This window comes from Neobacillus sp. DY30, assembly GCF_030123065.1.
GTDB lineage: Bacteria > Bacillota > Bacilli > Bacillales > Cytobacillaceae > Neobacillus.
Genome location: NZ_CP126093.1, coordinates 962,384 through 988,714, shown reverse-complemented (window position 1 = coordinate 988,714; position 26,331 = coordinate 962,384). Strand labels below are relative to the sequence as shown.

The 26,331-nt window shown below is 37.5% G+C and carries 24 protein-coding genes and 1 pseudogene; 6 read left to right on the top strand and 19 right to left on the bottom strand.

What is annotated here, in order from left to right; genetic code table 11:
- Positions 1–88 precede the first annotated feature (88 nt).
- The 6 genes from htpG to QNH29_RS04590 all read right to left on the bottom strand — a co-directional run bounded on the left by htpG (position 89) and on the right by QNH29_RS04590 (position 5,849).
- Entirely contained in the window at positions 89–1,969 is a 1,881-nt protein-coding gene (htpG, locus tag QNH29_RS04615) for a molecular chaperone HtpG (RefSeq protein ID WP_283863675.1), read from the bottom strand.
- A 141-nt stretch (positions 1,970–2,110) separates the two neighbouring features.
- A complete protein-coding gene (locus QNH29_RS04610) occupies positions 2,111–2,377 on the bottom strand; it encodes a phosphocarrier protein HPr (RefSeq protein WP_283863674.1) in 267 nt (88 codons plus the stop codon).
- 7 nt (positions 2,378–2,384) lie between these two features.
- The gene (locus QNH29_RS04605; protein ID WP_283863673.1) at positions 2,385–3,836 is read right to left on the bottom strand and encodes a glycoside hydrolase family 1 protein; all 1,452 of its coding nucleotides are present in this window, start codon (positions 3,834–3,836) and stop codon (positions 2,385–2,387) included.
- Positions 3,837–3,915: 79 nt separating this feature from the next.
- On the bottom strand, positions 3,916–4,266 hold the full coding sequence (locus tag QNH29_RS04600; protein ID WP_283863672.1) for a PTS sugar transporter subunit IIA: 351 nt from the start codon (positions 4,264–4,266) through the stop codon (positions 3,916–3,918).
- A gap of 23 nt (positions 4,267–4,289) precedes the next feature.
- The gene (locus QNH29_RS04595) at positions 4,290–5,507 is read right to left on the bottom strand and encodes a PTS sugar transporter subunit IIC (protein WP_283863671.1); all 1,218 of its coding nucleotides are present in this window, start codon (positions 5,505–5,507) and stop codon (positions 4,290–4,292) included.
- 21 nt (positions 5,508–5,528) lie between these two features.
- Positions 5,529–5,849, bottom strand: a complete 321-nt coding sequence (locus QNH29_RS04590) for a PTS sugar transporter subunit IIB (RefSeq protein WP_419954258.1) — start codon at positions 5,847–5,849, stop codon at positions 5,529–5,531.
- Between the two features lie 188 nt (positions 5,850–6,037).
- Here QNH29_RS04590 and QNH29_RS04585 point away from each other — a divergent pair, with 188 nt between their 5' ends.
- Complete coding sequence (locus QNH29_RS04585) at positions 6,038–7,963, top strand: BglG family transcription antiterminator (RefSeq protein WP_283863670.1); 1,926 nt, start codon at positions 6,038–6,040, stop codon at positions 7,961–7,963.
- 198 nt (positions 7,964–8,161) lie between these two features.
- Here QNH29_RS04585 and QNH29_RS04580 read toward each other — a convergent pair whose 3' ends face one another.
- From QNH29_RS04580 to QNH29_RS04570, 3 genes are all read right to left on the bottom strand, one after another.
- Complete coding sequence (locus QNH29_RS04580; RefSeq protein ID WP_283863669.1) at positions 8,162–8,776, bottom strand: LysE family translocator; 615 nt, start codon at positions 8,774–8,776, stop codon at positions 8,162–8,164.
- 133 nt (positions 8,777–8,909) lie between these two features.
- Positions 8,910–9,278 carry an ArsR/SmtB family transcription factor gene (locus QNH29_RS04575; protein ID WP_283863668.1) on the bottom strand — a complete coding sequence of 123 codons (369 nt, stop codon included), beginning with the start codon at positions 9,276–9,278 and terminating at the stop codon, positions 8,910–8,912.
- A complete protein-coding gene (locus tag QNH29_RS04570) occupies positions 9,279–9,698 on the bottom strand; it encodes an SRPBCC family protein (RefSeq protein WP_283863667.1) in 420 nt (139 codons plus the stop codon).
- Positions 9,699–10,002: 304 nt separating this feature from the next.
- Between QNH29_RS04570 and QNH29_RS04565 the strand changes: the two genes are divergently transcribed.
- A complete protein-coding gene (locus tag QNH29_RS04565; protein WP_283863666.1) occupies positions 10,003–10,395 on the top strand; it encodes a YuzC family spore coat inner layer protein in 393 nt (130 codons plus the stop codon).
- 49 nt (positions 10,396–10,444) lie between these two features.
- On the opposite strand, the gene QNH29_RS04560 is transcribed toward QNH29_RS04565, so the two are convergent.
- Entirely contained in the window at positions 10,445–12,568 is a 2,124-nt protein-coding gene (locus QNH29_RS04560) for a sensor domain-containing protein (protein WP_283863665.1), read from the bottom strand.
- 265 nt (positions 12,569–12,833) lie between these two features.
- Here QNH29_RS04560 and QNH29_RS30305 point away from each other — a divergent pair, with 265 nt between their 5' ends.
- Positions 12,834–13,013 carry a hypothetical protein gene (locus QNH29_RS30305; RefSeq protein ID WP_349654887.1) on the top strand — a complete coding sequence of 60 codons (180 nt, stop codon included), beginning with the start codon at positions 12,834–12,836 and terminating at the stop codon, positions 13,011–13,013.
- Positions 12,968–13,177: pseudogene (locus tag QNH29_RS30300) on the top strand (MATE family efflux transporter); the annotation flags it as partial. The gene QNH29_RS30305 and the pseudogene QNH29_RS30300, both read left to right, overlap by 46 nt.
- 65 nt (positions 13,178–13,242) lie before the next feature.
- Here QNH29_RS30300 and QNH29_RS04550 read toward each other — a convergent pair.
- Genes QNH29_RS04550 through QNH29_RS04535 form a run of 4 tightly spaced genes read right to left on the bottom strand, consistent with a single transcriptional unit; the run spans position 13,243 to position 17,019 of the window.
- Entirely contained in the window at positions 13,243–14,211 is a 969-nt protein-coding gene (locus QNH29_RS04550) for a sugar phosphate isomerase/epimerase family protein (RefSeq protein ID WP_283863664.1), read from the bottom strand.
- On the bottom strand, positions 14,208–15,227 hold the full coding sequence (locus QNH29_RS04545) for a Gfo/Idh/MocA family protein (protein WP_283865532.1): 1,020 nt from the start codon (positions 15,225–15,227) through the stop codon (positions 14,208–14,210). Before QNH29_RS04545 ends, QNH29_RS04550 begins: the two co-directional genes overlap by 4 nt.
- Entirely contained in the window at positions 15,227–16,258 is a 1,032-nt protein-coding gene (locus tag QNH29_RS04540; RefSeq protein ID WP_283863663.1) for a Gfo/Idh/MocA family protein, read from the bottom strand. Before QNH29_RS04540 ends, QNH29_RS04545 begins: the two co-directional genes overlap by 1 nt.
- 2 nt (positions 16,259–16,260) lie before the next feature.
- Positions 16,261–17,019 carry a sugar phosphate isomerase/epimerase family protein gene (locus QNH29_RS04535; protein ID WP_283863662.1) on the bottom strand — a complete coding sequence of 253 codons (759 nt, stop codon included), beginning with the start codon at positions 17,017–17,019 and terminating at the stop codon, positions 16,261–16,263.
- 120 nt (positions 17,020–17,139) lie between these two features.
- Here QNH29_RS04535 and QNH29_RS04530 point away from each other — a divergent pair, with 120 nt between their 5' ends.
- Positions 17,140–17,916: a helix-turn-helix domain-containing protein gene (locus QNH29_RS04530; RefSeq protein WP_481858777.1), complete on the top strand. Its 777-nt coding sequence runs from the start codon at positions 17,140–17,142 to the stop codon at positions 17,914–17,916.
- Between the two features lie 58 nt (positions 17,917–17,974).
- On the opposite strand, the gene QNH29_RS04525 is transcribed toward QNH29_RS04530, so the two are convergent.
- From QNH29_RS04525 to QNH29_RS04505, 5 genes are all read right to left on the bottom strand, one after another.
- Positions 17,975–19,636: a glycoside hydrolase family 13 protein gene (locus QNH29_RS04525; protein WP_283863661.1), complete on the bottom strand. Its 1,662-nt coding sequence runs from the start codon at positions 19,634–19,636 to the stop codon at positions 17,975–17,977.
- The gene (locus tag QNH29_RS04520) at positions 19,633–20,682 is read right to left on the bottom strand and encodes a LacI family DNA-binding transcriptional regulator (protein ID WP_283863660.1); all 1,050 of its coding nucleotides are present in this window, start codon (positions 20,680–20,682) and stop codon (positions 19,633–19,635) included. Before QNH29_RS04520 ends, QNH29_RS04525 begins: the two co-directional genes overlap by 4 nt.
- Positions 20,683–20,758: 76 nt before the next feature.
- Positions 20,759–21,595, bottom strand: coding sequence for a sugar ABC transporter permease (locus QNH29_RS04515; protein WP_283863659.1), 837 nt, complete (start codon positions 21,593–21,595; stop codon positions 20,759–20,761).
- A gap of 1 nt (position 21,596) precedes the next feature.
- Complete coding sequence (locus QNH29_RS04510; RefSeq protein WP_283863658.1) at positions 21,597–22,883, bottom strand: sugar ABC transporter permease; 1,287 nt, start codon at positions 22,881–22,883, stop codon at positions 21,597–21,599.
- Between the two features lie 141 nt (positions 22,884–23,024).
- Positions 23,025–24,293, bottom strand: coding sequence for an extracellular solute-binding protein (locus tag QNH29_RS04505; RefSeq protein ID WP_283863657.1), 1,269 nt, complete (start codon positions 24,291–24,293; stop codon positions 23,025–23,027).
- Between the two features lie 275 nt (positions 24,294–24,568).
- Between QNH29_RS04505 and QNH29_RS04500 the strand changes: the two genes are divergently transcribed.
- Positions 24,569–26,329: an alpha-glycosidase gene (locus QNH29_RS04500; protein ID WP_481858818.1), complete on the top strand. Its 1,761-nt coding sequence runs from the start codon at positions 24,569–24,571 to the stop codon at positions 26,327–26,329.
- Positions 26,330–26,331 lie beyond the last annotated feature (2 nt).

Here is a 26,331-nt window from a genome sequence, read left to right as displayed (position 1 = left end):
GTGGCTCTCATTGTAATACAAATTTGAAAGGAGCAGGTTGTTGCCTGCTCCTTTTTGTCAAAAGAAATGGTGAAGAATTATCTATAAATTATACCATCACCTTACAAATATCATTCGTAAATTCCACTGGATCTTGGATAGGCAAACCTTCTATAAGCAATGCTTGATTGTATAATAACTTTGTATACAGATTGAGCTTTTCTTTATCATTTTCAAAAGCAGCCTTTAAGGATTGGAATACTTCATGATTTTTATTAATCTCAAGTACTTTATCTGCTTTAATATTTTGATTATCAGGCATCGCAGCAAGGATTTTTTCCATTTCAATTGAAATATCACCTTCGGTTGCCAGGCAGACAGGGTGAGACTTTAAGCGCTTAGAAACGCGGACATCCTTGACTTTACCCTCTAAAATATTTTTCATATAGTCAAAGATTTCTTTGTATTCCTTCTCTTCTGATTCGGAATCACTCTTGTTTTCTTCTCCTTCTATTCCTAAGTCACCGCTGGAGATAGATTTGAATTCTTTCTCCTTGTAAGTCATTAACATCTTGATTGCAAATTCATCGATATCCTCAGTGAAATAGAGAATCTCATAGCCTTTTTCAGAGACAAACTCTGCCTGTGGCAGTTTATCGATTCTTTCAATGGAATCACCAGAAGCGTAATAAATATACTTTTGATCTTCCGGCATTCTTGATACATATTCATCTAAGGTGACAAGCTTCTTCTCTTTTGAAGAATAGAACATGATAAGGTCCTGCAATACTTCTTTATTGGCACCAAATTCACTATAAACCCCATATTTTAACTGACGGCCAAATGATTTATAAAACTCTTCGTACTTTTCTCTTTCATTTTTTAACAAGCTTTGCAATTCACTCTTAATTTTTTTGTTGATGTTTTTGGAGATAAGCTTTAGTTGACGGTCATGCTGGAGCATTTCTCTTGAAATATTTAGAGACAGATCCTCAGAATCAACCATCCCTTTAACAAAGCTGAAATGGTCTGGAAGCAAGTCGGCACACTTGTCCATAATTAAAACGCCATTGGAGTATAGTTCTAGTCCCTTTTCAAATTCTTTTGAATAAAAGTCAAATGGAATTTTTTCAGGAATATATAAAATAGCATTATAGCGGATCGTTCCATCTACACTGATATGGATATGTTTTAGCGGCTTATCAAAACCATATCGTTTTTCAGCATAGAAATTCTCGTAATCCTCATCCGTTAATTCACTTTTATTTTTTCTCCAAATTGGAACCATGCTATTAATAATTTGTTCTTCTACATAGTCCTCGAACTCGTTTTCGCTGCCTTCTTTTGGCCTTCTGCCGGTAACATCCATTTTAATTGGATAACGGATAAAGTCTGAGTATTTTTTAATAATCGACTTTAAACGGTACTCTTCTAAAAACTCATCATAGGTCTCATCTTCGGTATTTTCCTTGATTTTTAAGACAATCTCAGTTCCAACTGAATCTTTCTCAGCAGGTTCGATCGTATAACCCTCTGCTCCATCTGATTCCCACTTGTAGGCTTCTTCGCTTCCTAATGCCTTACTTGTTACAGTAACGACGTCTGCCACCATAAATGCAGCATAGAAACCGACGCCGAATTGGCCGATAATGTCATAGCCATCCTTTAGTTCTGTTTCCTTTTTAAAAGCTAAAGATCCACTTTTAGCAATGGTACCAAGGTTATTCTCAAGCTCTTCCTTTGTCATACCAATACCGGTATCGATAATTTTTAAGGTTCTCGTTTCCTTGTCAGGTATTACTTTAATAAAGTAACTGTCCTTATCAAAGCTTAACGCATCATCAGTTAAGGCTTTGTAGTAGATTTTATCAATCGCATCACTTGCATTGGAAATTAACTCTCTCAAAAATACCTCACGATGGGTATAAATTGAGTTAATCATCATTTCTAACAGCCTTTTAGATTCCGCTTTAAACTGCTTTTTTGCCATAAAGATATCTCCTTTCCATGCTTTTTAGCACTCCACTTATAGGAGTGCCAATGTAATTTAATTTTAAACCATAAACTCATATTTGTGTCAAGACCATAATAAAAATGGTTGCCGCAGCAACCATTTACGAATGTGTAACGATTATTCTCCTAACCCCTCACTTATTAATGTTTCTTCAATCCCATCAAGTGCTAGATCTTCATCTGCTCCAGAAGCAATAATTTTAATATGAGACCCTTGAGGGATACCTAAAGACATAACACCCATGATAGACTTTAGATTAACTATTTTACCGCTATACTCTAGGCTTACATCTGCATTATATTTACTTGCTGATTGAACTAATACTGTTGCTGGACGTGCATGAATTCCTGTTTCCGCTGTTACTGTATATATTTTTTCTACCATTTTTCAATCAATCTCCTTTAACATCTAAATCCTCTCCATTTGTAGCTATCACTTTCTGATACCAGTAAAAACTCTTTTTCTTACTTCGCTCAAATGTTCCGCTTCCATCATCTTGTTTGTCGACATAAATAAATCCATAACGTTTTTTCATTTCGCCCGTAGTAGCACTAACCAAATCGATGGGGCCCCACATTAAGTAGCCAAAACAATCGACACCATCTTCTTCAACGGCAGCCTTTAATGCTTCTAAATGTTTCCTCAGATAATCGATGCGATAATCATCTTGGATGCTGCCATCGTTTTCCACTTTATCGACAGCTCCTAAACCATTTTCCGTGATCATAATCGGAATGCCATATCGATGATACAAATAGTTCAGCATATACCTTAAACCCGTTGGATCGATAGACCACCCCCATGATGACTTTTCCAAATACTCATTAGCTATTCCGCCAAACAAAGAAGATTCAGTGCTTTCATCACGTTCAGCCGAACTAACGTCACTGGAATAATAATTTAACCCAATAAAGTCTATTTTTCCTTCCTCAAAAGCACGGTGATCACTTTCACTAATTGGCAATGTAATACCTCTCCGCTCATACTCCTTCAGTTTATATAAAGGAAACGCTCCATTGCACATCGCATCAACCTGGTATAGATCTCTTTCTGTATCTTTAAAGGCTTGCAATACATCAGCAGGGTTACTAGTCTTCGGATAACAAGGTGTGAGTCCAAAAACACAACCAACCTGATTATCCGGATCAATATCATGTGCGACTTTGACGGCTTTAACACTCGCTAACGTCATATGATATCCCATTGTCGCAAGCTGCAACTCTCTATCATGTAAATCAGAATACTGTAAGCCAGTAATCATATACGTAAAAGTATTAGAAAAATCACTCTGTATTTCTAAATGATTTAATTCATTAAACGTTACCCAATAACGTACCTTACCTTTATACTCCTTCATCACAGTTTCACAAAAACGAAGATATAACTCAACCGTATCCCTGCTTAGCCAGGATTGATTTTTACGTACTAAAGATATCGGCATCTCAAAATGACATAGAGTAATGATCGGTTCAATCTGATTTGCTCGCAGTTCATCGATGACATGATGATAGTAGGCCCGTCCCTTTTCATTTGGTAATTCATCATCTCCATGAGGAAAAATACGGGACCAGTCAATGGAAATACGGAGAGCTTTAAATCCCATCTCCCCAAACAACTGAATATCACTTTTATAGCGATGATAAAAGTCAATTCCATCATGCGAAGGATATACATTTCCTTCCTCAATGGACTTCGTGATTTTACGCTCCGTTTCATAGCTTCCTGTTGTCACTAAGTCCATATGGCCGAGGCCCTTTCCGTCAGCCTGATATGCTCCCTCACATTGATGAGCGGCAATACTGCCCCCCCAAAAAAAGTTTCTTGGAAATTCTAGTTTATGCATAATCTTAATCTCTCCTAATCTGTCAATTTCCTGAAAAGGCAAATGCCAGATTTTACGACCACCTGGCATTTAATCATGATTATTTTCCTTCAAGCTTACTTAATCGTTCATCGTACACTTCAAATAAACGAACAATATGATTGGCTGTATTCCACTCGCTCATAATGGTCATTAATGTGTCCTGTGCATGGGCAAACAAGAGGGAGAATGCAATCTTCTCTCCGCGAGCTTCTCCTTGAATCGTTTCAGTCTGGGCAGAGTGTGCTGCGTTAATTTTCTTTTTTGCTTCACTAAGCTTTTGCTTTGCCGCGTCAAACTCACAAGTTGCAACACAGTCCAGTGCTTCTTTAATGATTAATCTCGCGTCACCAGCATTTATGATGATTTTCATCGATACTTCATTGATATCATTCAAGCTGTTTTCGTTCATTGTGTAAGCCTCCAAATTTGTTTCTACTGTTCCTGTTCCTTTTTAAACTGCTGCATGTCATAAACTTTGAAAAACGGAAACCAAATTAACCATGAAACAACTACAACTACAGCTACTAAAATCAACCCTCGGAAATCGGAATTAATGAGGATGGATGAAATTCCGACTGGCATATACCAGAGTTGGAAGAGTCTTTCAGGAACTGTGACCAATCCTAGATTCAAGACAATATAAGTGATAGCTGGTAAAATCAATCCATTTAGCCACATTGGCACCATTAATATGGGATTGAATGCAACCGGGGCACCGAAAATAACAGGTTCATTAATATTAAAAATAGAAGGTACAATGGTTACTTTACTGATTGCTTTTAATTGACTGGACTTTGCCAAGAATAACATCATCAGTACCAATGGCAGTGTGGAACCCATACCTCCAATCCACACCCAAGCAGTAAGCGTCTCCATTGTATGGATATTTTGGGCTGTACCACTGATATTCTCTTGAATAGCCTCAAGCCAAATCGGAAAAATAATCGGATACAGAATCCAGGCACTGATTCCAAAAGAATAAAAGAAAATACCGAGAAAACTAATGAATACAAATCCGGCAAAACTTTGGGCAATCATGGTAACAGGTTCAAAAGCTTTTAAGATTAAATCATACAAATCAACATTCAATTGGAAGGTAAACAACCATCCGAACAGAAGGAGAATGGTGATAGGAATAATCGTGTCAAACCAGATAATAATAAAATCCGGAAGCGAACTTGATCCTTTAAAGAAAGAAAACTTAGAAAAAAGATACATGAATGCTCCAACCAAAAGACCAACAACCAAAGCAACAAACATGCCGTTGCCTCCGAAACGTTCTAACGTGAAGGTGATGCCGCCGTCGTCTGTAAGCCTAGGAACAAGCAGCATTAGAAATAAAGAAATACCCGTTAATCCTGAGATTATTTTTCTATCATTCTTTTTCTTTTTTTCCATAATGAAATAAGGAACTAATAGTGCAACAAATATACTAATAAGACCAAATGAAAAGGTAGTAATAGGTGAAAAATTAGGCATTTTTGAAAAATAATTATTCAAAATTGAAATCAATGTAATCAACGATCCTACCAGAATCAGCGGCAAAGTTGCCATAATGGCTTCCTGGATCGAAGAAACCCATACATTTCTCGTAATTTTATTCATTTTTGGCGTAAAGTTTTGGTTCATCCAATTAATAAACGTATTCACCCGGATAACCTCCGTTCTATTTTATTTTTCGCCAAGAAGGTCCAAAATGAGGTCCAGACCTTTGTTTCCATCCAACAGACCATAAATGGTTTGAGGGATCACCGCAGCCGGAATGTTATGCGGTCTAACCTTCGATTGTAAATCCTCTTCCATGTATTTCAGGTGCGGGCCAATGAGCAGGACATCAATTTCATTTAGATAATCGTCTACTTCAGACTCGCTTCTGGCAATTACATTTAAATCAATATCTCTTTTTTTAGCTGCCTTTCGAATATTTTGGGCCATGAATCCGCTGGATGCACCGCCGCCGCAAACTAAAAGAATGGTCTTTTCTGTCATCATAAATTCCTCCCTAGAAAAATTTGAATTAACTTTCTGAGGTCATTGTCTTATTTTTTTAGATCTTATCTCAAGTTGAAAATGTTCCGGGGGGTAGGAACTTTTTCAACCTATCATTTTATTATGTGTTTTTTTACAATATATAAGTGGAAAACTAACGATAAATAGACCTTTTTGGGGGGTGTTGTAGCATGAAAAAAGAGAAAGAGCGAGAGATTATTCAATTCTTGTTAAATAAGAACGATTGGGTAAAAGCAGACATTTTCGCTAAACAATTCTCTGTATCCAGTCGGAGCATCCGCAAATATGTAAATGCAATAAATGAAACAACCTCTCCAGACGTATTAATTATGTCCTCCAACCTTGGTTATAAAATAAATGAAATCGTTTACCAAGAACTGCAGCAGAAAGAGGATAAAGAAACAACAATAGGACTGACGCCACTTGAGCGGCTCTATTATCTATTAAAGCAATCGATTGCCCATTCTGAAGGTATGGATATATTTGACCTAAGTGAAGAAATTTATGTAAGTACTTCTACGATTGAAGGAGATTTAAAAAAAGCCAAAAGCCTTTTGGAAAAATTTAATTTATCGTTCAAACGTGATGGAGACTTGATTATTTTAAATGGACTTGAACGAGATAAACGTAAGCTAATGAGCCATATTTTTTACGAAGACACACGGGACCAATTTTTGCATGTAGAAAGTATTCAATCCGCATTTGGTTATGATTTAAATGATTTCAAGGAAGAGCTTATTAAAATTTTGTCATCCTATAATCTTTATATAAATGAGTATACCATCGGAAACATCCTGCTCCATATCGTGATCGCAACGGAACGGGTCAGGCAGCAGCGAACCATTTCGAAAGAAAACATAGATGCATTGACCAAAACAAAAGAATATAAGGCGGCATTGGATATCGCCAAGTTAATAAAATCCGAATTTGGGACTACGTTTGAGGGGGCAGAGCTTTCTTACTTAACGATTCTTTTAATTAGTAAGGCCACTATTTTACGTTATGACAACCTCAACAACGAAAACCTTGGGGAATATATTGAGCAGCGTTATATTTACTTAGTAAATGAAATTATACAAAAAGTGAAGGATTACTATCTCGTGGATATATATGGTGATGAATTTCTAATAAAATTTACCTTACACATACGAAATTTAATTAACCGGGCAAGGCATAATTATTTGTCAAAAAACCCATTAACCAAGCAGATTAAATCATCTTACCCACTCATTTATGACCTGGCAGTATTTATTTCAAATGAGATACAAAAAAAAGAAAATATTCAAATCAATGAAGATGAAATTGCCTATATTGCCTTCCATATTGGTGCCTTCCTGGAGCGGCAAAAAGCGCTTGAATATAAAATCACCTGCACAGTTGTATGTCCGGAGTATTACAACATGCACATCCCGATGTTAAAAAGACTTGAGCAGTCTTTCGGAGAACAAATTGAGATAAGCAGAGTGATTACCCAACTTGATAGTAATTTCGGACAAATTGACTCAGACTTGATTATCACAACGGTTCAGCTTCCCAAAATAACAGAACATGAAATTGTCCATGTAAATCCATTTTTTTTAGAAGAGGATATGCAGAAGATTCAGCACATCATCACAAAAATTAATAAAAAACGAAGTCGTATGAAGCTGAAAAATCATTTAATTAGGCTCTTCGATCCCCAGTTGTTTCAGCATAACATTTATTTAAAAGATGAATTTGAAATGATCAGGTTTATTGGAGGTAAACTGGTTCAGTCAGGATATATGGAAGAAGGGGGTATTGATGACATCATTGAAAGGGAAAAGATGTCCTCGACATCCTTTAATAATAATGTCGCTGTGCCACACTCGATGCAAATGAACGCATTAAAGTCAGCTATATCGATTGTATTAAATGACAAACCAGTTAAATGGGGAAACCATTCTGTACAGATTATTGCCCTAATTGCTCTAAATAAGGAAGAACGAAGCATATTTCGGGATGTCTATGATAGTTTTATCAAAATATTATCAGAACCCGAAAATGTTTACCTGTTATTAAAATCCAACAATTATGATGGGTTTATTAATAACCTTTTATTATTAATGGAAGAGTAAGTTTAGCAAATAACCTCCTCTAGATTTTAGGTAAGACTAATTTAAGTATTATTGACAAATATGTTGATTATGGATTTAGACGAGTATTTATAATTTAATTTATAAGATTATGGTAGAAGCCTAATTTTACCTAACACTCTAAAAAATTAGGCTTTTTTCTACAAATAGGTAAGGATTGGGAGTGATTCTCTATATCTCTTATTTTTGACTTTGGAATACCAGTTGTAAACCTAATCCAATGTATATAGTTCCTACTACTTTTCCCTGCCAGCGGGACATCTTGCTATCTTTAGCAAATAGCTTATTCCCTAATGAACTTGCTAGAAAGGCTAAGGACGATGTGTACAGAATACTCATGACTACAAAAACTAGACCTAGTGTTAGTAATTGATAGACCACTGGGGGTCCATCAGTTTTTACAAATTGCGGTAGAAACGCAAGGAAGAATAATGCCGTTTTTGGGTTAAGCAACTCAATGAGTAATGCTTGTCGAAAGGATACCGCCGATTTCTCTATTTTTGTATTTTGCAGTTCCTGTTGTTTTGTTTTTTCGAGAAACGCCTTTATTCCTAAAAAAATTAAATAGGCAGCACCTAAATATTTAACTATTTCAAAAGCTAAAGCCGATGTCATAAGGATGGCTGAAAGTCCAAGAACCGCTGCAATCGTATGAATTAAGTCTCCTACAGCAATACCAACACCTGTGATAATCCCAGCTCTTAATCCGCCTCTTACAGTTTGAGTCAAGGTCAATAACACCGCCGGGCCTGGGATTAGAAACAGGACCAGCACTACCAAAATAAAAGCCCACATATCGCTCTCTCCTATACACGTGTTTACAAATATCTTATCACGATTTTCTAGAAATTGGCTTTTAAAAAAATGATAAATAAGAATGTCCTAGAGTTGAATGCTCTTTGGTCACTATAAAATAAAAAAACCGACATTAATTTTTGTCGGTTTCTTCTGATTTTATTACCTGAAGTCTTTGGTCTTCAGGGTTTTCAACAATATGTTTAAGGATCGAAAGCTTATTTTCCCAGAATTTTTCGTAGAACGAAAGCCATTGCTTGAGTTCTGTCAGCGGCTCAGGTTGAAGCCGGTAAATTTTCTCTCTCCCTACCTTTTGACCATGAACTAATTCAGCTTCTGAAAGAACTTGAAGGTGTTTAGCAATGGCTGTCCTGCTCATTGGAAAATGGGCGGTTATTTCTGAGATGGGGCGCTCTTTTTCCGCAAGTAATCTTAATACTTCTCTTCGAGTGGGGTCAGCAATCGCTTGAAATACATCATGCTTTTGTGCAGAGGATGACACTTAGCTCTCCAAAAGGGTACGGAGTTTTTGAACGATACCAGCCCAGCCCTGAGACATATGATTTCTAATATCAGAAGCTTTTTGGTTGGCCTTGCCAATGATTGCATCAGATTGTGGCCAGCCGCCATGAATAACGGTAAACTCTGTTTTATCCCCCAAATCCTTTAAACTAAACGATAAAAACCATCCTTCAGTATCCCAACTGAACGAAAGAGAATGAGGAGGATTAAATTCAGTCACTTTACATGGAGATGGACCGAATGGAGATTGTAAATGAAACTCTGCTCCCACTTCCGGTTTGAAATCATTCGGCATAAACCATGCAGACATACCCTCTGCAGATGATACTTGCTCCCATACCTTTTGGATTGGTGCGTTAATAACAACGGTTTGTTTAATATCTTGTAACGTATTTTGCAAGAAATTCTCCTACTTTCATTTTTAATATAAAACCTTTTGGTTTCACTTTCTAAATTATATAAAACCTTTTGGTTTCACGTCAATGAATTTTTCTCCCTTTACTTTACCCAAAATCACAGAATAACATCAAAAAAGACACTTCTATGTGAAGTGCCGTGATTGTTTTTTATATTTTGCTCATCGAAAATATTTTCCATATAGCTTCCAACATACGAAATCCAGACGATTTTCCCTTGTAACCAAAATAGTCCATATCTCATATCGTATAATGCCTTGTGCACTGAATATGGAAGGAAGGAGATTTATGATGTATTATTACCACTATCCTTACCCTCTGTACCCACAGCAGCCCGCTTACCCTGGTTATCATTACCACTACCCTATAACCAGACAATATCCACCGGTGGATGTAAATGTTTTCACAAAGTCCATTAAGTCCTATCGGTTATTATTGAGCCAGGGCAGTATCTTGTTGAATCGGTTAGACGATAAGGATTTTGACGTTAAGTTAATGACGGCTGCTCAACAAGGAAACCAAGCCGAAGTGGATCGGTTAATGAAAACGATAGGTCTAAAAGTACCTGTGAAGACAACCTTTACTCCAACCGGTGTGAACTTTGAACTGAAAACACAACCAGATCCAAGCAGTCAAATGACCTGCTGTACCTTAACCGTAAACTTAAAATGGGGAAATTAAAAGACCTTCGATGAAGGTCTCTTTTTAAAACATATTGGCTCTTACTACTTCACGATGGAGTATGATCCTTATCTTCATTAAGAAATTTTTCTAATTTATCAGCAGATAAGGGCTTGCTGTAGTAATGGCCTTGTCCAATTTGACAAGCATTCTCCGTTAAGAACTTAACCTGTTCTTCTGTTTCGATTCCTTCCGCGATGACAGTGAACTTTAAATTTACCCCCATATCAATAATCGTTTTCACCATCATACCTTGATTAGAATGATAGATAATATCGTCGACAAAGGATTTATCAATCTTAATCTTATCAATCGGAAGGTGTTTCAAATAACTCAGTGAGGAGTAGCCAGTACCAAAATCATCGACCGATAACAGAACGCCCAGGCTTTTCAATTGATTCAGAATGATGGTTGAATTCTCAAGGTTTTGCATAAGACTTTCGGTAATTTCAAGTTCCAAATAATTTGTCTCTAGTCCAACTTCCTCAAGCAGATCCGAAATAAATGGAATGATTTGCTCATCTTGAAATTGACGTACAGAGACGTTAACAGCTATAGGAAAATCACTAAAACCGGCATCCTTCCATGCTTTTCTCTGTTCACATGCCTCTCGTAAAATCCATTTCCCCAGCGGCACAATTAGACCTGTTTCTTCCGCTAAAGGAATAAATTCAGACGGAGCAATATAGCCATATTCCGGATGGTACCACCGGATTAATGCTTCAACACCGACAATTTTGCCTGAGTTTAAATCAATCTGCGGCTGATAGTGGAGCGTCATTTGATTTTGCTCCATAGCCCTTCTTAACCAATTTTCTAGCTTCATTTTCCATGTCGAAATTCCATAGAGATTATTTGAGTAAAATTGATAGTTATTTTTTCCGCGTTCTTTTGCTTGGTACATAGCGGTATCTGCATTTTTAATCAGTGTTTCTTCGTCGCTTCCATCTGTAGGATAAATACTGATACCGATACTTGGTGTAACATAAAACTCTTCATTATTGACTTCAATTGGGTTTGAAAATTCATTAAGAATTCGTTTCGCTACTAGTGAAGCATTTTCTTTGTCTACATCTTCAAGGACGATAATAAACTCATCCCCGCCCTGGCGTGAAACTAGACCGTCATTTTGAACGGCTGTTTCTAAACGGTCTGCAACCCTTTGGAGAATGATATCTCCAACTGAATGCCCTTTTGTATCATTAATAATCTTAAAACGGTCTAGGTCTAAAAAGATAACTGCATGCATGTTATTCTTTTGTTGGTGTAATACTTCATTTAGATGATTTCTGAACTGATTGCGATTTGGCAGACCGGTTAAGCTATCAAAATAAGCCATGAATTTAATCGTTTGCTCCGATTTCTTCCTTTGAGTTATATCCCTGCCCACTACTTGAATGGCAAATCGTCCTACGTAAAGAATAGACCTGGCCGCCATCTCTACGTCAATACTTTCACCATTAATTCGCCTAACTTGAAATTCAAAATTATATCTCTCGTTTTCGGCCTTATTAGGGGAGAATACTTTGTTTTTTATTAAATCCGTGATTTGAGGTGCAACAAAATTTTTAGCTGATTGACCGATCAATTGCTCCTGATTTTCAGCACCTATTAATTTGCAGCCCGCTTCATTGATATATTCAATTTTTCCATCATAAACGACAGCAATAATATCAGGTGACATCTCTACTAAACTTTGATAGAGGCCTTCGCTTTCTTTCCGGTCTGTAATATCAAATAATACACTGCTAAAATCAACAAACTCTCCTTTTGAATCAAAGGTTGGTATTCCGCTATCCTGAATCCAGCGAACTTCACCATCGGGACGTACAATACGGTATTGGCTGGTTACATTTTCACCCATCGCAATTTTCTTTGCCCTTTCTTCTAAAACATACAAATCTTCCGGGTAAATAACTTCCTTCCAAAGGTCCGTATTTTCATAAAAAGCTTCCAGCTTAAAGCCATATAACTTTTCAATCCCTGGCGTAATTAATAGCGTGTCGGTTTTTAAATCGTGCGACCATATGGCCACATCAAGGGTATCAAAGATATTTTTCATTTTTTGCTGACTTTTATGGAGTTCATCTGCCTTATAATCAAACTCTTTTGTAAGAAGAAACAACGTAAAGATTGCTACTATATATATGGCGATGGTTAAATAACTTGTCATTTTTATAGAGTGAAAAAAATTAGGCAGGAGTAGATCAGCAGCCTCTAAAGAGAATAATAAGCAAAAAATTAGGATTAACAAAACCCGATATAGATTTCCTTTTATGACCATGGTTTTCTCCCATTTTAGTAATGTGTTAGTTTTAAAATAGCAAATCCATGGCTTTATAACAATCTTATTATTTTTCCATTTTCCTATTCCTAATTCATCCATATAAGAGTAAAATTAATCATACTTTTTAAATAATAAGAATCAGGAGAATTTCGTGGAAGAACAACAAAATAAATATCAAGAACAGACTTTATTCAGTATTACCTGGCCGCTATTTATTGAGTTAGCCCTTCATTTGGGCATGGGGATTGTGGCAACGTTAATGTTAAGTCAAACCTTGGTGCAGGAAAACTACAGCGGGCCAGGCAGTTATCCTACTCCGTATTCGGATTGAATTTCTGGTTTGGAATAGGTATTGCCATTTTTGTTTTTATTTTAGGTGAACCGCTGCTCCGATTATATGATATCCATGGAGAGGTTTTTAATTATGGACTTACTTTTGTCCAAGACGCTGGCTTACAAAGCCTTGGGAGAGGTTTGCGAAAAGTAATAAATTAGAAACCATAAACTAAAAAACTTAAGGGGCGTCTGCCCCTTAAGTTTTTTACCTTTTTTTACCTTTTTTACGCCCACCACATTTGTGAAACAGGCTCTTCAATTAAAACGGATTTCAAATTAGCCACCGCACGTTGAAAGCCCTCATCTATAGACATAATTGGGTCTTCATGCTCAATGCTTACTACGTAATCATAGCCATACGTACGCAGCGCACTCAGCATATCTGACCAATCTTTTAAACTATGTCCACAGCCAACGGAACGGAATGTCCATGCCCGGGTTCGTACTTCCCCATAGGGCTGCATATCTGTCAGTCCATACATATTCACATTTTCTTGGTCAATGTATGTGTCTTTCGCATGAAAATGGTGGATGGCATTTTCTTTTGCTAAAATTTTGATTGCGGCAACTGGATCAATTCCCTGCCACCATAAGTGACTTGGATCTAAATTAGCACCGATTGCGTCACATGTTTGCTCACGAAGTTTTAATAGGGTATATGGAGTATGAACTAAAAACCCTCCATGAAGCTCCAGCCCAATTTTCACATTATGTTCCTTCGCGTACTGACCAACTTCTTTCCAATAAGGAATTAATTTTTCTTCCCATTGCCACTTGAGCACATTACCAAATTCGTTTGGCCATGGTGTTACTGGCCAATTTGGATATTTTGCACCTTCATGGTCTCCTGCAGTACCAGAAAAACAGTTAACAACAGGAACACCTAATAGGGAAGCAAGCTTAATGGTTTTTAATAGTGTTTCATGTGAGGTTTTAGCGAAACCCTCTTCAGGAGAAATGGGGTTACCATGGCAACTAAATGCACTGATGGTTAATCCACGGCTCTCCACTTGTTGAAGATATAGATTACGAGCTTCTTCACTCTCTAATAACCCCTCTAAATCACAATGGCTGTTTCCTGGATAACACCCTGTACCGATTTCAACTGCATGAAGTCCTGCTTCTTTGACTCTATCAAGCATATCCTCAAATGACTTTTCTCCAAATAGTACGGTAAAAACTCCTAGTTTCATAATGTATTTCCCCCACTCTCATAAAGTTGATCTATAATCTGCGAAACTTGAAGTGCCTCTTCCGGTTTCACTACTAGTTCATCTAATCCAAGACATGTTTCAATAAAGTTTCTAGCCTGCTGCAAACCAGGGTCTTCTTCACCAGGAAGCCATGTAGCTTCACTATTTAAAAGCATTCCGTTCTTGGTAGTATAGAGCTCAAATGGGAAAACACTTAATCCCCCGTCCACACCAGAAATGCTAAGGTGCTCCGCGTCATCCTTTATATTGGCTGCCCATGATGTTTCAAACAACATGGAAGCACCACTTTCAAATTGTAGATAGGCAGTCACATGATCATCGACATTAAAGGTCTCATGGTTAAACGAGCCCCAGTGATTCACTTGATTTGGCAATTTACTTAATGTGTTATAGGTGGTGCCTGTCACCAATGTATGTTTTGGATTCCCCATCAGCCATAAAGCTAAATCTAATAGATGGCACCCATAATCAATTAAACTGCCTCCGCCTTGCAGGTCTTTGTTGGTAAATACTCCCCAGCCAGGGACCTTTCGTCGTCTCAATGCCTGTACCCTTATAACAAGAGGTGTACCTACATCCTCCATGGCTTTCTTAGCGGCTTGCGCTTCCTTCATGAAACGGTAATGATAAGCAATCGCAAGAACTTTATCTGCCTTTATAGAAGCCTTAATCATCGCTTCACATTCCTCAGCACGTAATGCCATCGGTTTTTCACACAATACATGTACTCCCGCTTCAAGTGCTGCAATGGTAATTTCAGCGTGGAATTTATTTGGCGTGCAAATACAAACGGCATCAACCACTGAAAAAAGATCATGATAATCCGAAAAAACATGAGAGATATTATACTTTTCTGCCGTTTCCTGAGCATGTTCCACATTTATGTCACTTAAAGCAGTAATCTCACAAATATTTTTCAACTGTAAAAATGAAGGAATATGACGGCCTAACGCAATACCGCCAACTCCGATGATTCCAATACGGAGCTTTTTCATCATTTTCTCACTCTTACTATTTGCTTCGTTTCATTAGACTCTAACGCGGCCAAAATAACACCCAATGATTTCATGCCTTCTTCACCGGTAACAGGCACCTCATGATCTTGAATTAAAGCATCTACAAACAGATCAATTACTCGAGAATTATTTTGCCCTCCGGCTTCATTGGACTGAATTTTGCCGAGCTGATAGTTCACGATTTCTCCGTTTGTATATTGAACGGCAAGAGAATTTACAGGGTCATCTTCCAAACGTAGAATCGCTTTTTCTCCATAGATAATAGTTGAGTTATCTTCTTTGCTTGTATAAGCCCAGCTAGCAGCAAGAGTTCCGATGATTCCACTCTCTGTTTTTAATACACATACCGCATTATCATCAACCGTTGCGAAACCCTTTGCGTTTGTTTCAACAAAAGATCCTACTTCGGTAATTTCTTCACCTAACACATAGCGCAGTAAATCGGTCTTATGTACACCGAGATCCCCCATTGCCCCAACAAATGCTTTTTCTTTCTCAAAGAACCAGCTTTCTTTGCCATCAACACTCCAGCCTTCTGGTCCTCCATGTCCGAATGCGGTACGGAAGCTGTAAATCTTACCGACCTCTCCGCTTTGGATTAACTGACGTGCTCTTTGGTGTGAAGCTACAAACCGCTGATTATGAGCAATCATAAGCTTCTTGCCATTGGCTGTTGCTGCTGCAACCATCTCTTCTGCTTCTTGTTTTGACGTGGCCATTGGTTTTTCACATAGAACATGAAGTCCAGCATTTAAAGCAGCGATTGTAATCGGAGCGTGGAGATAATTTGGTGTACAAACGCTGACTGCGTCTACCAAACCGCTGCTGATTAACTCTTCATAGCTTGTAAAAGCTTTTGCTCCATATTTATCAGCAGTGTTTTGTGCGCGCTCTTCATTGATATCACACACAGCAGTTAGTTCAACGTTTTTATTTGATAGATATTCAGGTAAATGGCGATGAATCGCAATACTGCCGCAACCAATCACTCCAACTCTTAATTTAGTCATTCTTATCCCTCCAATTTTTGTTTTAAATAATTGATACTAATCTCTATACTTTCAAAGGGTGTTAAACGGCTTACATCTTGCTCAATAATCCACCATTGTACTCCCGCTTTTTCACCATGATCTAAAATTGCTTCAATATCGACTCCGCCTGTTCCAAGTTCTGCAAAGAATCCTTCTTCATTTAAGGTCATGTCTTTTAAGTGGATAAGCGGAGTTCGGTTTTGATAACGTTTCATCCAGTTGACTGGGTTTTCTCCTGCTTTTGTCAGCCAATAAACATCCAACTCAGCTTTTACATTTTCAGATTGTGTTTTGTCAAATATCGTTTCAAGTGCCATTTTTCCGTCGGACAACTTATCCAATTCAAAATCGTGATTATGATAGCAAAGTGTAATCCCTTCATTACAGCAAATCTCACCTGCATGGTCTAAAAATGGAATGAGGGCGTTATAGTCTGCCTCGGTTCGAGAATCAGGCATTAAATAGGGGCAGACAACATAGCGACAATCAAGTGTTTTTAGATCTTCAATAACCTGATACAAATTATTCTTCAGTTCATTTAGGGGAATATGACAAGCCACTGCTTGGAGTCCAATTTCTTCTATTAATGCCTTAACCTCAAGAACGGACATTCCTCCAAAACCTGCAAATTCAACACCATCAAAACCAAGTTCTTTGACTTTTCTTAATGTACCAGAAAAATCCCTTTCGCTCCCATCTCGCAATGTGTACATTTGTAATGCAATTGGAATGTTTGTCAACTTACGCCCTCCTTATAATGACATTACTGATTTGATACCATAATAATGGTTTTTACAACATATAAACATAGATGATATAATGAAAACATCTACTATTTTGCTATTTTATGAGGATTCATTATGACGAATATTTTATTTTGCGGTTATTCTTATCATACAAATGGATATCACTCACAACATAAATCAGGATACCCCTCATATTTGTTGCGCCTGCAGACAGAAGGCCATTGTGAAGTGGTGGTAAAGGGACAGAAAATGAATCTTGAAAAAGGAGACCTTTTATTCATTCAACCCGGGGATCACTATGAACTGCTCGTTGAAGATGGGCAAATTAGCGGGGATTATCACCTTGTTTGTGAAGGAAACTGGGTGAAAGAATGGTGGGATCGAAATAAGAAACAAAATGTTTCTCGCATTCATATCGACGAAAAATTACTATCTCTTTGGCGCCAAATCATGATGGAAAAACGCCGTCCTGCTTCCAATCAAGACGAAGAACTTGCCAGCTATTTATTTAAAGCGCTTTGTTTATTTCTAGAGCGGACTGTTCGTGAGACTGCACCATCTTTCAACCGGCCCTATTCAGTGACACGTATGATGCGTTACATTGAAGAGCACGCAACCCAGGCATTGAAAATAGAGGATGTTGCCCAGCATGCAGGACTGAGCATTTCCCGTACTGTTCATCTCTTCAAAAGCACTATTGGTAAAACAATCATTGAATATGCTCTTGAAATTCGGTTAGCCGCGGCCATTGATCAAATGAAATACACCTCCTTGACACTAGAACAAATTGCTGAGGAATGTGGTTTTGGCACCTATCCTTATTTTCATCGGGTCTTTCATAAAAAGTACGGTATCGCACCCGGCGTATATAGACGCATGGAATTAGGATAAAGTAAATAACACGAAAAAGACGATTTCAAAAGTTGAAATCGTCTTTTTCTTTCTTATGCTAGTTAATCCGATAAACTCTTGCCTCATATGGCTGTAGGATAAGCGTCCCTTCTTGCTCATCATGATTATAGTTATTTAATAATAGTTGGTGGTTTTCCAGCTTAACATCCTTAACTTCTGCTGGACTAATAGAAAGGTTTGCCATTACTAGTATCTTTCCATCATTCAACGTTCTAGTATAGGCATAGATTTGCGGGTCGTCCGCCATCAGCAAATCATACTTACCATAAGTAAATACTTCGTTTTCCTTTTTTAACTGTATCATCTTTTTGTAAAAATTCAGTACAGATGAAGCGTCTCTTTCCTGAGAGGAAACATTAATTGTTTTATAATTTGGGTTCAGTTTCAGCCATGGGTTACCTGTTGAAAATCCAGCATTTTTTTCTTCTGACCACTGCATTGGGGTACGGGAATTATCACGGCCTGAAGACCAGATTACTTCCATAATCTCTTGATGAGGGACCCCTTCAGCCTTCTTCAATCTGTACATGTTCTTAGCTGAGACATCGTTATAATCATCAATAGAATCAAATTGAACATTTGTCATGCCAATTTCTTGTCCTTGGTAAATAAAAGGCGTCCCCTGCATGAAGAAATAAATGACTCCAAATGCGGTTGCACTTTCGCGCCAAAACTCTTGGTCGTTACCCCACGTTGAAACAACACGTGCTTTATCATGATTTTCAATAAACAGGGCATTCCAACCTTTACCTTCAAGCCCTTTTTGCCAACGGGTTAAGACATCTTTTAATTCAATAATATTAAGTTCTTTTTTCACTTCGGCATCCCATAGATTAAGGTGCTCAAACTGAAAAACCATATTAAATTTACCATGTTCTTCTCCAACCCACTGTTCTAAGTCAGCTTCATCATCAACCGTTACACCATTTGCTTCTCCTACGGTCATGATGTCATACTTAGAAAACGTTTCTTCCTTAAGCTCTTTTAAAAATGTATGAATTCCATCGACATTCATCATTTTATCAAAGCAAGAAACATAGTTTAATCCCTTAGGATTCGGCATGTCTTTTAAACCAGCTTCTTTTTTAATATGGCTGATTGCATCAACACGAAATCCATCAATTCCTTTATCCAGCCACCAATTCACCATGTTATATAAGGATTGTCTAACCTCTTTATTCTCCCAATTGAGGTCAGGCTGCTTTCTTGAAAAGAGATGCAAAAAGTATTGATCTGTTTGCCCATCATATTCCCAAGCAGACCCGCTAAAAATACTTTCCCAATTATTTGGCTCTTTCCCGTCTTTTCCGTCCTTCCAAATATACCAGTCTCGTTTTGGACTATCTTTTGAGGATCGGGATTCAATAAACCATGGGTGCTCATCGCTTGTATGATTGATTACTAAATCAAGGATAAGCTTCATACCTCGTTGGTGCGTTTCATGTAATAGCTGATCAAAATCAGCCATTGTTCCAAATTCATCCATTATTTCTTGATAATCACTAATGTCATACCCATTATCATCATTAGGTGATTGATACATTGGGCAAATCCAAATTACATCAATGCCTAATTCTTTTAAATAATCTAATTTAGATATAATCCCTTGAATATCACCTATTCCATCCCCGTTTGAATCCATAAAGCTTCGAGGATAAATTTGATAGGCTACTGCTTCTTTCCACCATAATTTTTTCATGTTAAATCCTTTCCAATCCTATCTGGATTTGGCTTAGTGCATGATAAACGTTCGATGATTTGATGAGAAATGATTAACCGCTTCGTAGGTTCGTTCTTATTTTCCACCATAACAATTAGGTTTTTCGATGCCTGATAGCCAAGTTCAAATATATTTATATCAACGGAGGTTAATGGCGGTCTTGCCATTTCTGCAAGCAGTACATTATTAAAGCTAACAATAGACAGGTCGTTCGGGACATTAATTCCTAGTTCATCCAAGGTATTTAGAACACCAAGCGCCATAAAGTCATCCGCTACAACAAGTGCAGTAGGAGGCTGCTCAAGTGCCATTAATTCACGAACGGCTTCCTGACCGCCTTCTCTTAAAAACTCCTCATGAATCATGTATTCTTTTTTGATTTCCTGCCCAGCATTTTTTAAGGCCAGCTGATAACCCGTCACACGATCTACGGTAACCATAAGCTCAGGACTACCGCCAATAAAACCAATTTTCTCATGTCCATATCCGATTAAATATTCAGTCGCTTCTTTTGCAGCACGAACATTATCATTATCAACGTGAGTAATTTCCTCCATATCTATATAAGGCTTCCCAATTAGTACAAAAGGAAATTTTTGCTCCCTTAGATAGGATATAACCTGATCATCAACATTAGAATAAAGAAGTATAACTCCATCCACTCTTTTTCCCTGTACCATCTGTATAACGGCATCAAGAACTTCTTTTTCTGATTTTCCCGTCGACATTTGTAACGCATAATTTTTCTCTCGTGCTCCCTCGCTAATACCTTGTAAAACGGCCGGGAAAAAGGGGTTTTGAAAGCCAACATCTTTTGACGTTGGCATGACAAGTCCTAACACTTGTGTAGACTGACTTGCTAGGTTTCTTGCATTTAAGTTTGGATGGTATCCAAGCTGCTCCATCGCTTTCTTTACCTTTATTTTTGTCTCTTCACTAATTCTTGGGCTGTCAGCTATCACCCTTGAAACGGTTGAAGGAGCAACATTCGCAACTGCTGCCACATCCTTAATCGTAACTGCCATACTCTACATCCCCTCAAAGGGTTTTTGTTTTTATTATAATCCAGAAATAAGGATTTTCCTTCTTGCAAAATCATTTTTATCCCTTGGTTCCGCCTGCTGTTAGTCCAGACACGAAGAAGCGTTGGAATGACAAGAATAAAATTGCAATTGGAACTGCAATCAATACTGCACCTGCAGCAAATGTTGTAAATTCGGCACCAAATTGTTTTGCCACCAAATCGTAAAGGCCAACTGCCAGCGTGTAATTTTTTTCTGTTCTTAGTAAGATACTTGCCACGATGAAGTCAGCAAACGGTGCGATAAACGAGAATAACGCAACCACCGCAATAATTGGTGTTGCAAGCGGCATAACAATTTGGATAAAAATCCGTAAATGTCCCGCACCATCAATTTTTGCAGATTCATCAAGTTCTTTTGGAATCGTATCTAAGTAACCCTTCATTAACCAAGTGTTCATCGGAATTTGTCCGCCGACATATACCATGATTAAGCCTAAATGAGTATCAATTAATCCGGTAAGAGTGGCTAAGATATAAATAGCAATTAATGCTGCAAAGTTAGGAATCATTTGCAGGATTAAAAAGGTCATCAAACCATTTTTACGGCCGACAAAGCGATACCGTGAGAACGAATAAGCTGTAAAGCTGACTAAAATAACAGTAAAAATCATCGTTAAGATACTAACTTTTAGCGAATTGATATACCAAAAAACATAGTTACTTTTACTCGTATCAAATAGCTCTTTGTAGTGGGCTAGTGTTGCATTCTCAGGAATAATACTTGACCCTGATAAGCTTTGCCCGGGGTTAAATGATGATCCAATGATCCATGCAAGTGGATATAAAATGATTACAAACATGATCAGGATAACTAAGTACGTAAGGGTGAGTCTACCAAAATTTTGTTTTTTCATATTACATCATATCCTCTTCTTGGAATGATTTTGTTCTTTTAAACTGCCAGATCGCAACTGTAATAACAATGATGGATAACAACATCGTTAACGTTGCCGCCTTGGAGTATTGAGCTGAAGTCATTGTCAGGCGGTATATCCAAGAAATTAAGATATCTGTTCCTCCAGCATTTTGACCAGAGATAGCCGGTCCGCCACCATTAAATAAATAGATGATGTTAAAATTATTAAAATTGAATGTATATTGAGTTATTAAAACCGGTGCAATAGCATAAAGCACAAGCGGCAAAGTAATATTTTTAAACTTTTGGAAGTTGGATGCACCATCAACCGTAGCGGCTTCGTATAAGTCCTGTGAAATTGACTGCAGGACACCTGTTGTCATCGCAAAAATGAACGGGAAGCCAAGCCATGTTTGCATAAAGATTAAGGCGATTCTTGTGAAAATTGGTTCTGTCATCCAAGGAAGACCTTCCATACCGAAGAATCCTAGAATATCTCTGTTAATCGCACCAAAGGATTCATTAAACATACCTGCAAAAACAAGTATGGATACAAATGCTGGTACTGCCCAAGGAAGAATAAATACGGTACGAATGATTGCTTTTCCTTTTACATCCTTTTGATTGACAATAATCGCTAAGAAAATACCCAGAGCCACCTGGAATGTGGTTGCAACAAATGTCCAAACCAAAGTCCAAGATAATACCGAGAAGAAGGTGTCACGCCACATATCCACCTTAAAAATGTCAATAAAGTTTTTAAATAATACCCAATCCACAAGTTTCGCAGGAGGAGAATGATATAAATCGTAGTTCGTAAATGCTAGTAATAATACGAAAAGTATCGGAAAAATAACTACAAATACTAATAATAAAAAGCCAGGAGACATAATTAAATATGGAAAACCATTGTCAATCAAATTCCTGTATTGCTCTCTCACTGTACTTACTGGTTCTTGATTATCGCGTTTCTGGCCAACCTTATAGGCGTCACGCAGGTTAAATAAATAAAAGCCAATTCCAAATACTAAAACGATAAGTGCCAAGATACCGTACACTAATAAAAAGATAGAATGATCCTCAAATGGGATTTCCCCCAACGTAACCAAACCCCATAAACCTAGGTTTAATAAATCATAGAAAACATAGATGAAAGCAGCACTCATAATGAGAAAGGATGCTCCCTTTAAGAACTGTTTGTTATATAGCTGACCCAGCCCAGGTATAATGGAAAGAATCATGGCTTTTTTACGGTGACTGGTTGTATAGGATAAATCTTTAGACATCCTAAACTCCCCTTTCTAAAGTCAAATTTATAAGCTTTAATGCTTTATCAAGAAAAAAATATTTTTTTCTTCATAACGCAGCAAAACTGTTCATTATTTGTCAGCAGTACCCCCAATTTAGAGGTACTGCTGACTTTGAAATTATTTTGTTGAAGCGATATTTGCTTTAATTTGTTCCACTGCAGAATCAAGTGCAGCTTTAGGTTCAGTTTTACCTGTTACCACTGTTTGTAATGACTTAGCCATTGGATCCCAAACTTGTCCCATTTCAGGGATGTTTGGCATTGGAACAGCATATTGAGATTGCTCAGCAACTGCTCTTGCACCTTCGTTATCCTTGATTGCAGGATCATCAACTAAAGCTGTATTTGTTGGAACTTCAGCTGTTTGTTCGAAGCGGTATTTTGCATTTTCATCATTTGTAATAAATTCTAAGAATTTAGTAGCCCATTCTTGGTTCTTAGAGTAAGCAGATACATGCCATCCTTTTACACCCATGAAAGTTTTAACATGTTCACCATTTGGAAGAGTTGGCAATGCTGCCATTCCAATGTTAATTCCTGCATCTTTGTACGGCTGGAATGACCATGGTCCGTTCATAACTGCCGCAACTTTACCTTCTGTGAATAGACCGTCCATTGCTGATCCGCCATTTTCACCAATAATACCGTTAGGGAATAATCCTTCAGAGTACCATTTTTGAATATACTCTGTACCTTCAACTGCACCTTTATTATTCAAGCCGATATCTTCAGGATCTAGTGTTCCATTGTCATTATTGAACACATAACCACCCATACCGCCAATAATACCGTGAGCGAAATAGAAGTTATCCCAAAGTGCTAAGAAACCAAACTTGCCATCTTTTGTGAAATTCTTTGAGAAAGAATAAAGCTCATCCATTGTTTTTGGAGCTTCTTTTAGTAAATCTTTATTGTAAACAAATACAGGTGTCTCAGAGGACTTTGGAAGTCCGTAAATTTTACCGTCATATGTTTGTGCATCAATAGATGATTTCGAGAATTTGTCTGTAACTTCTTTATCTAATTTCAGTTCAGCAAGAAGGCCTTCCGTTACAACTTGACCAATTTGATCATGTGGTAATGTAACGATGTCAGGACCTGTTCCAGCAGGACCGTCAAGACGAAGCTGATCACGCATCTTTGTAGCCATTTCAACTTCTTTATACTCAATCTTAATTCCATATTCTTTTTCAAAGTCAGCTGCTACTTTTTCAAGCCAGCCTGATTTATCTTTATCTTCCCAAACCACTAATTTTTCTGGTTTTGCTGCATCTTCTGTTTTGTTAGTGTCTTTTGTACCTGATGTTTCTTCTCTTTTTGGTCCACACGCTGAAAGTACACCAAATATTAAAACAACAAGCATGAAAATGGATATTGCTTTTTTCATTTTTTCTCCTCCTGTGCATTGTTTAGGATGTTTTGCATTGTACAAACACTTTTCAAAAAGCAAACCCTTTCAAATAGCGCTTACATTTGCGAAAACGGTTGCACAACTTAAGTCTAATTATATGCCCATTTTTTAAAAATACAACAACTTTTTTCAAAAAAAATTTTTTTATAGATTTATTGGGAAATTATTATCTAAATATATCCTAGTATTATCAAGGCTTTTAGGGTAAAATAGCCCTTGAATGAATAGCTATGAATAAGGAGTTGACTCTTTTGTTAAAAGAAGCCATTTATCATCGGCCCAAGGATAATTATGCATACGTTTGCGCAGATGGTAAGTTGAATATCCAAATTCGCACGAAAAAAAATGATGTTTATGCAGTTACTCTTATCTATGGTGATCCCTATGATTGGAAAGAAAATCAATGGCAGACAAGCATGACACCATTAAAAAAGAGCGGTTCTGATCAATTATTTGATTATTGGGTTGTGGCTGTAGCTCCTCCCTTCCGAAGATTGCGCTATGGTTTTATTTTAGAAGATGGTGCAGAAACTACCTGTCTAACAGAAAAAGGGTACTATACAGAGCCCCCGTTGGACGATACTGCCTATTATTTTTGTTTCCCTTTTATGAATACGATCGACATTTTTACTGCTCCACATTGGGTAAAGGATACGGTGTGGTATCAGATATTTCCTGAACGTTTTGCTAATGGAAATAAAGCCAATGATCCTGAGGGTGTGGTTCCATGGGGCAGTGAAGAACCTTCACCAACCAACTTTTTTGGCGGAGATATTGAAGGGGTATTGCAAAACATACCATACCTAAAAAAAATTGGAATATCAGGTATTTACTTCACTCCCATTTTTAAAGCGTTTTCCAACCATAAGTACGACACCATTGACTATTTAGAAATAGATCCGCAGTTCGGAACAAAGGAAACGTTTAAAAAGTTGGTAGAATCCTGCCATCAACATGGGATTAAAATTATGCTTGATGCCGTATTCAACCATAGCGGCTTTTTATTCCCTCACTTTCAGGATGTCCTTGAAAAAGGGGAAAATTCCCGATTTAAAAATTGGTTCCATATCCATGAATTTCCTATTGTAACCGAACCAAAACCAAATTATGATACATTCGCCTTTACTCCGTTTATGCCAAAGCTAAATACTGAAAATCCTGAAGTAAAAGATTATCTATTAGAGGTAGGCCGATACTGGGTAAGAGAGTTTGATATCGATGGCTGGAGACTGGATGTTGCAAACGAGGTAGACCACGCATTCTGGAGAGAGTTCCGTAAAGAAGTAAAAGCAATCAAATCAGATTTATATATACTAGGGGAAATTTGGCACGACTCGATGCCGTGGCTTAGAGGTGATCAGTTTGACGCTGTCATGAATTATCCTTTTACCACAAATATATTAAACTTATTTGCTAAGCAAACCATCTCTGCAAAACAATTTATGGAGAATATGACAGGCGTTATTCATATGTATCCTAAAAATGTAAACGATGTAGCTTTTAATTTGGTCGGCAGCCATGACACTCCACGGATACTGACGGAATGCGGCGATGATATCGACCGGGTAAAACAAGTCTTTACCATGTTACTAACCTTTATTGGAACTCCTTGTATTTATTACGGAGATGAAATTGGTATGACCGGTACCCAAGATCCTGGCTGCCGTAAGTGTATGGAGTGGGATACAGCGCAACAAAATACAGACCTATTTAACCATGTTCATAAACTAATTCAATTGCGAAGGGAACATTCGTTACTTCGAAACGAAGGAGACTTTACCTTTGTTGATTCTGAAAATCTAGATTGTCTCGCTTATACAAAGGCAAATGATGAACAAACAATTCTCATCATCCTTAATACTAGCAACGATCCTGTGAATTTTGAAATTCCATTTAGTGCAGCAAAGAAAAATATTAAAGATTTATGGACCGGAGAAGAAAAGAAGAATTCCGCTGAAGCTTTTACGACCCAGCTTGAAGGCAATGGATTTGCCATTTTACAAATTATATAAGA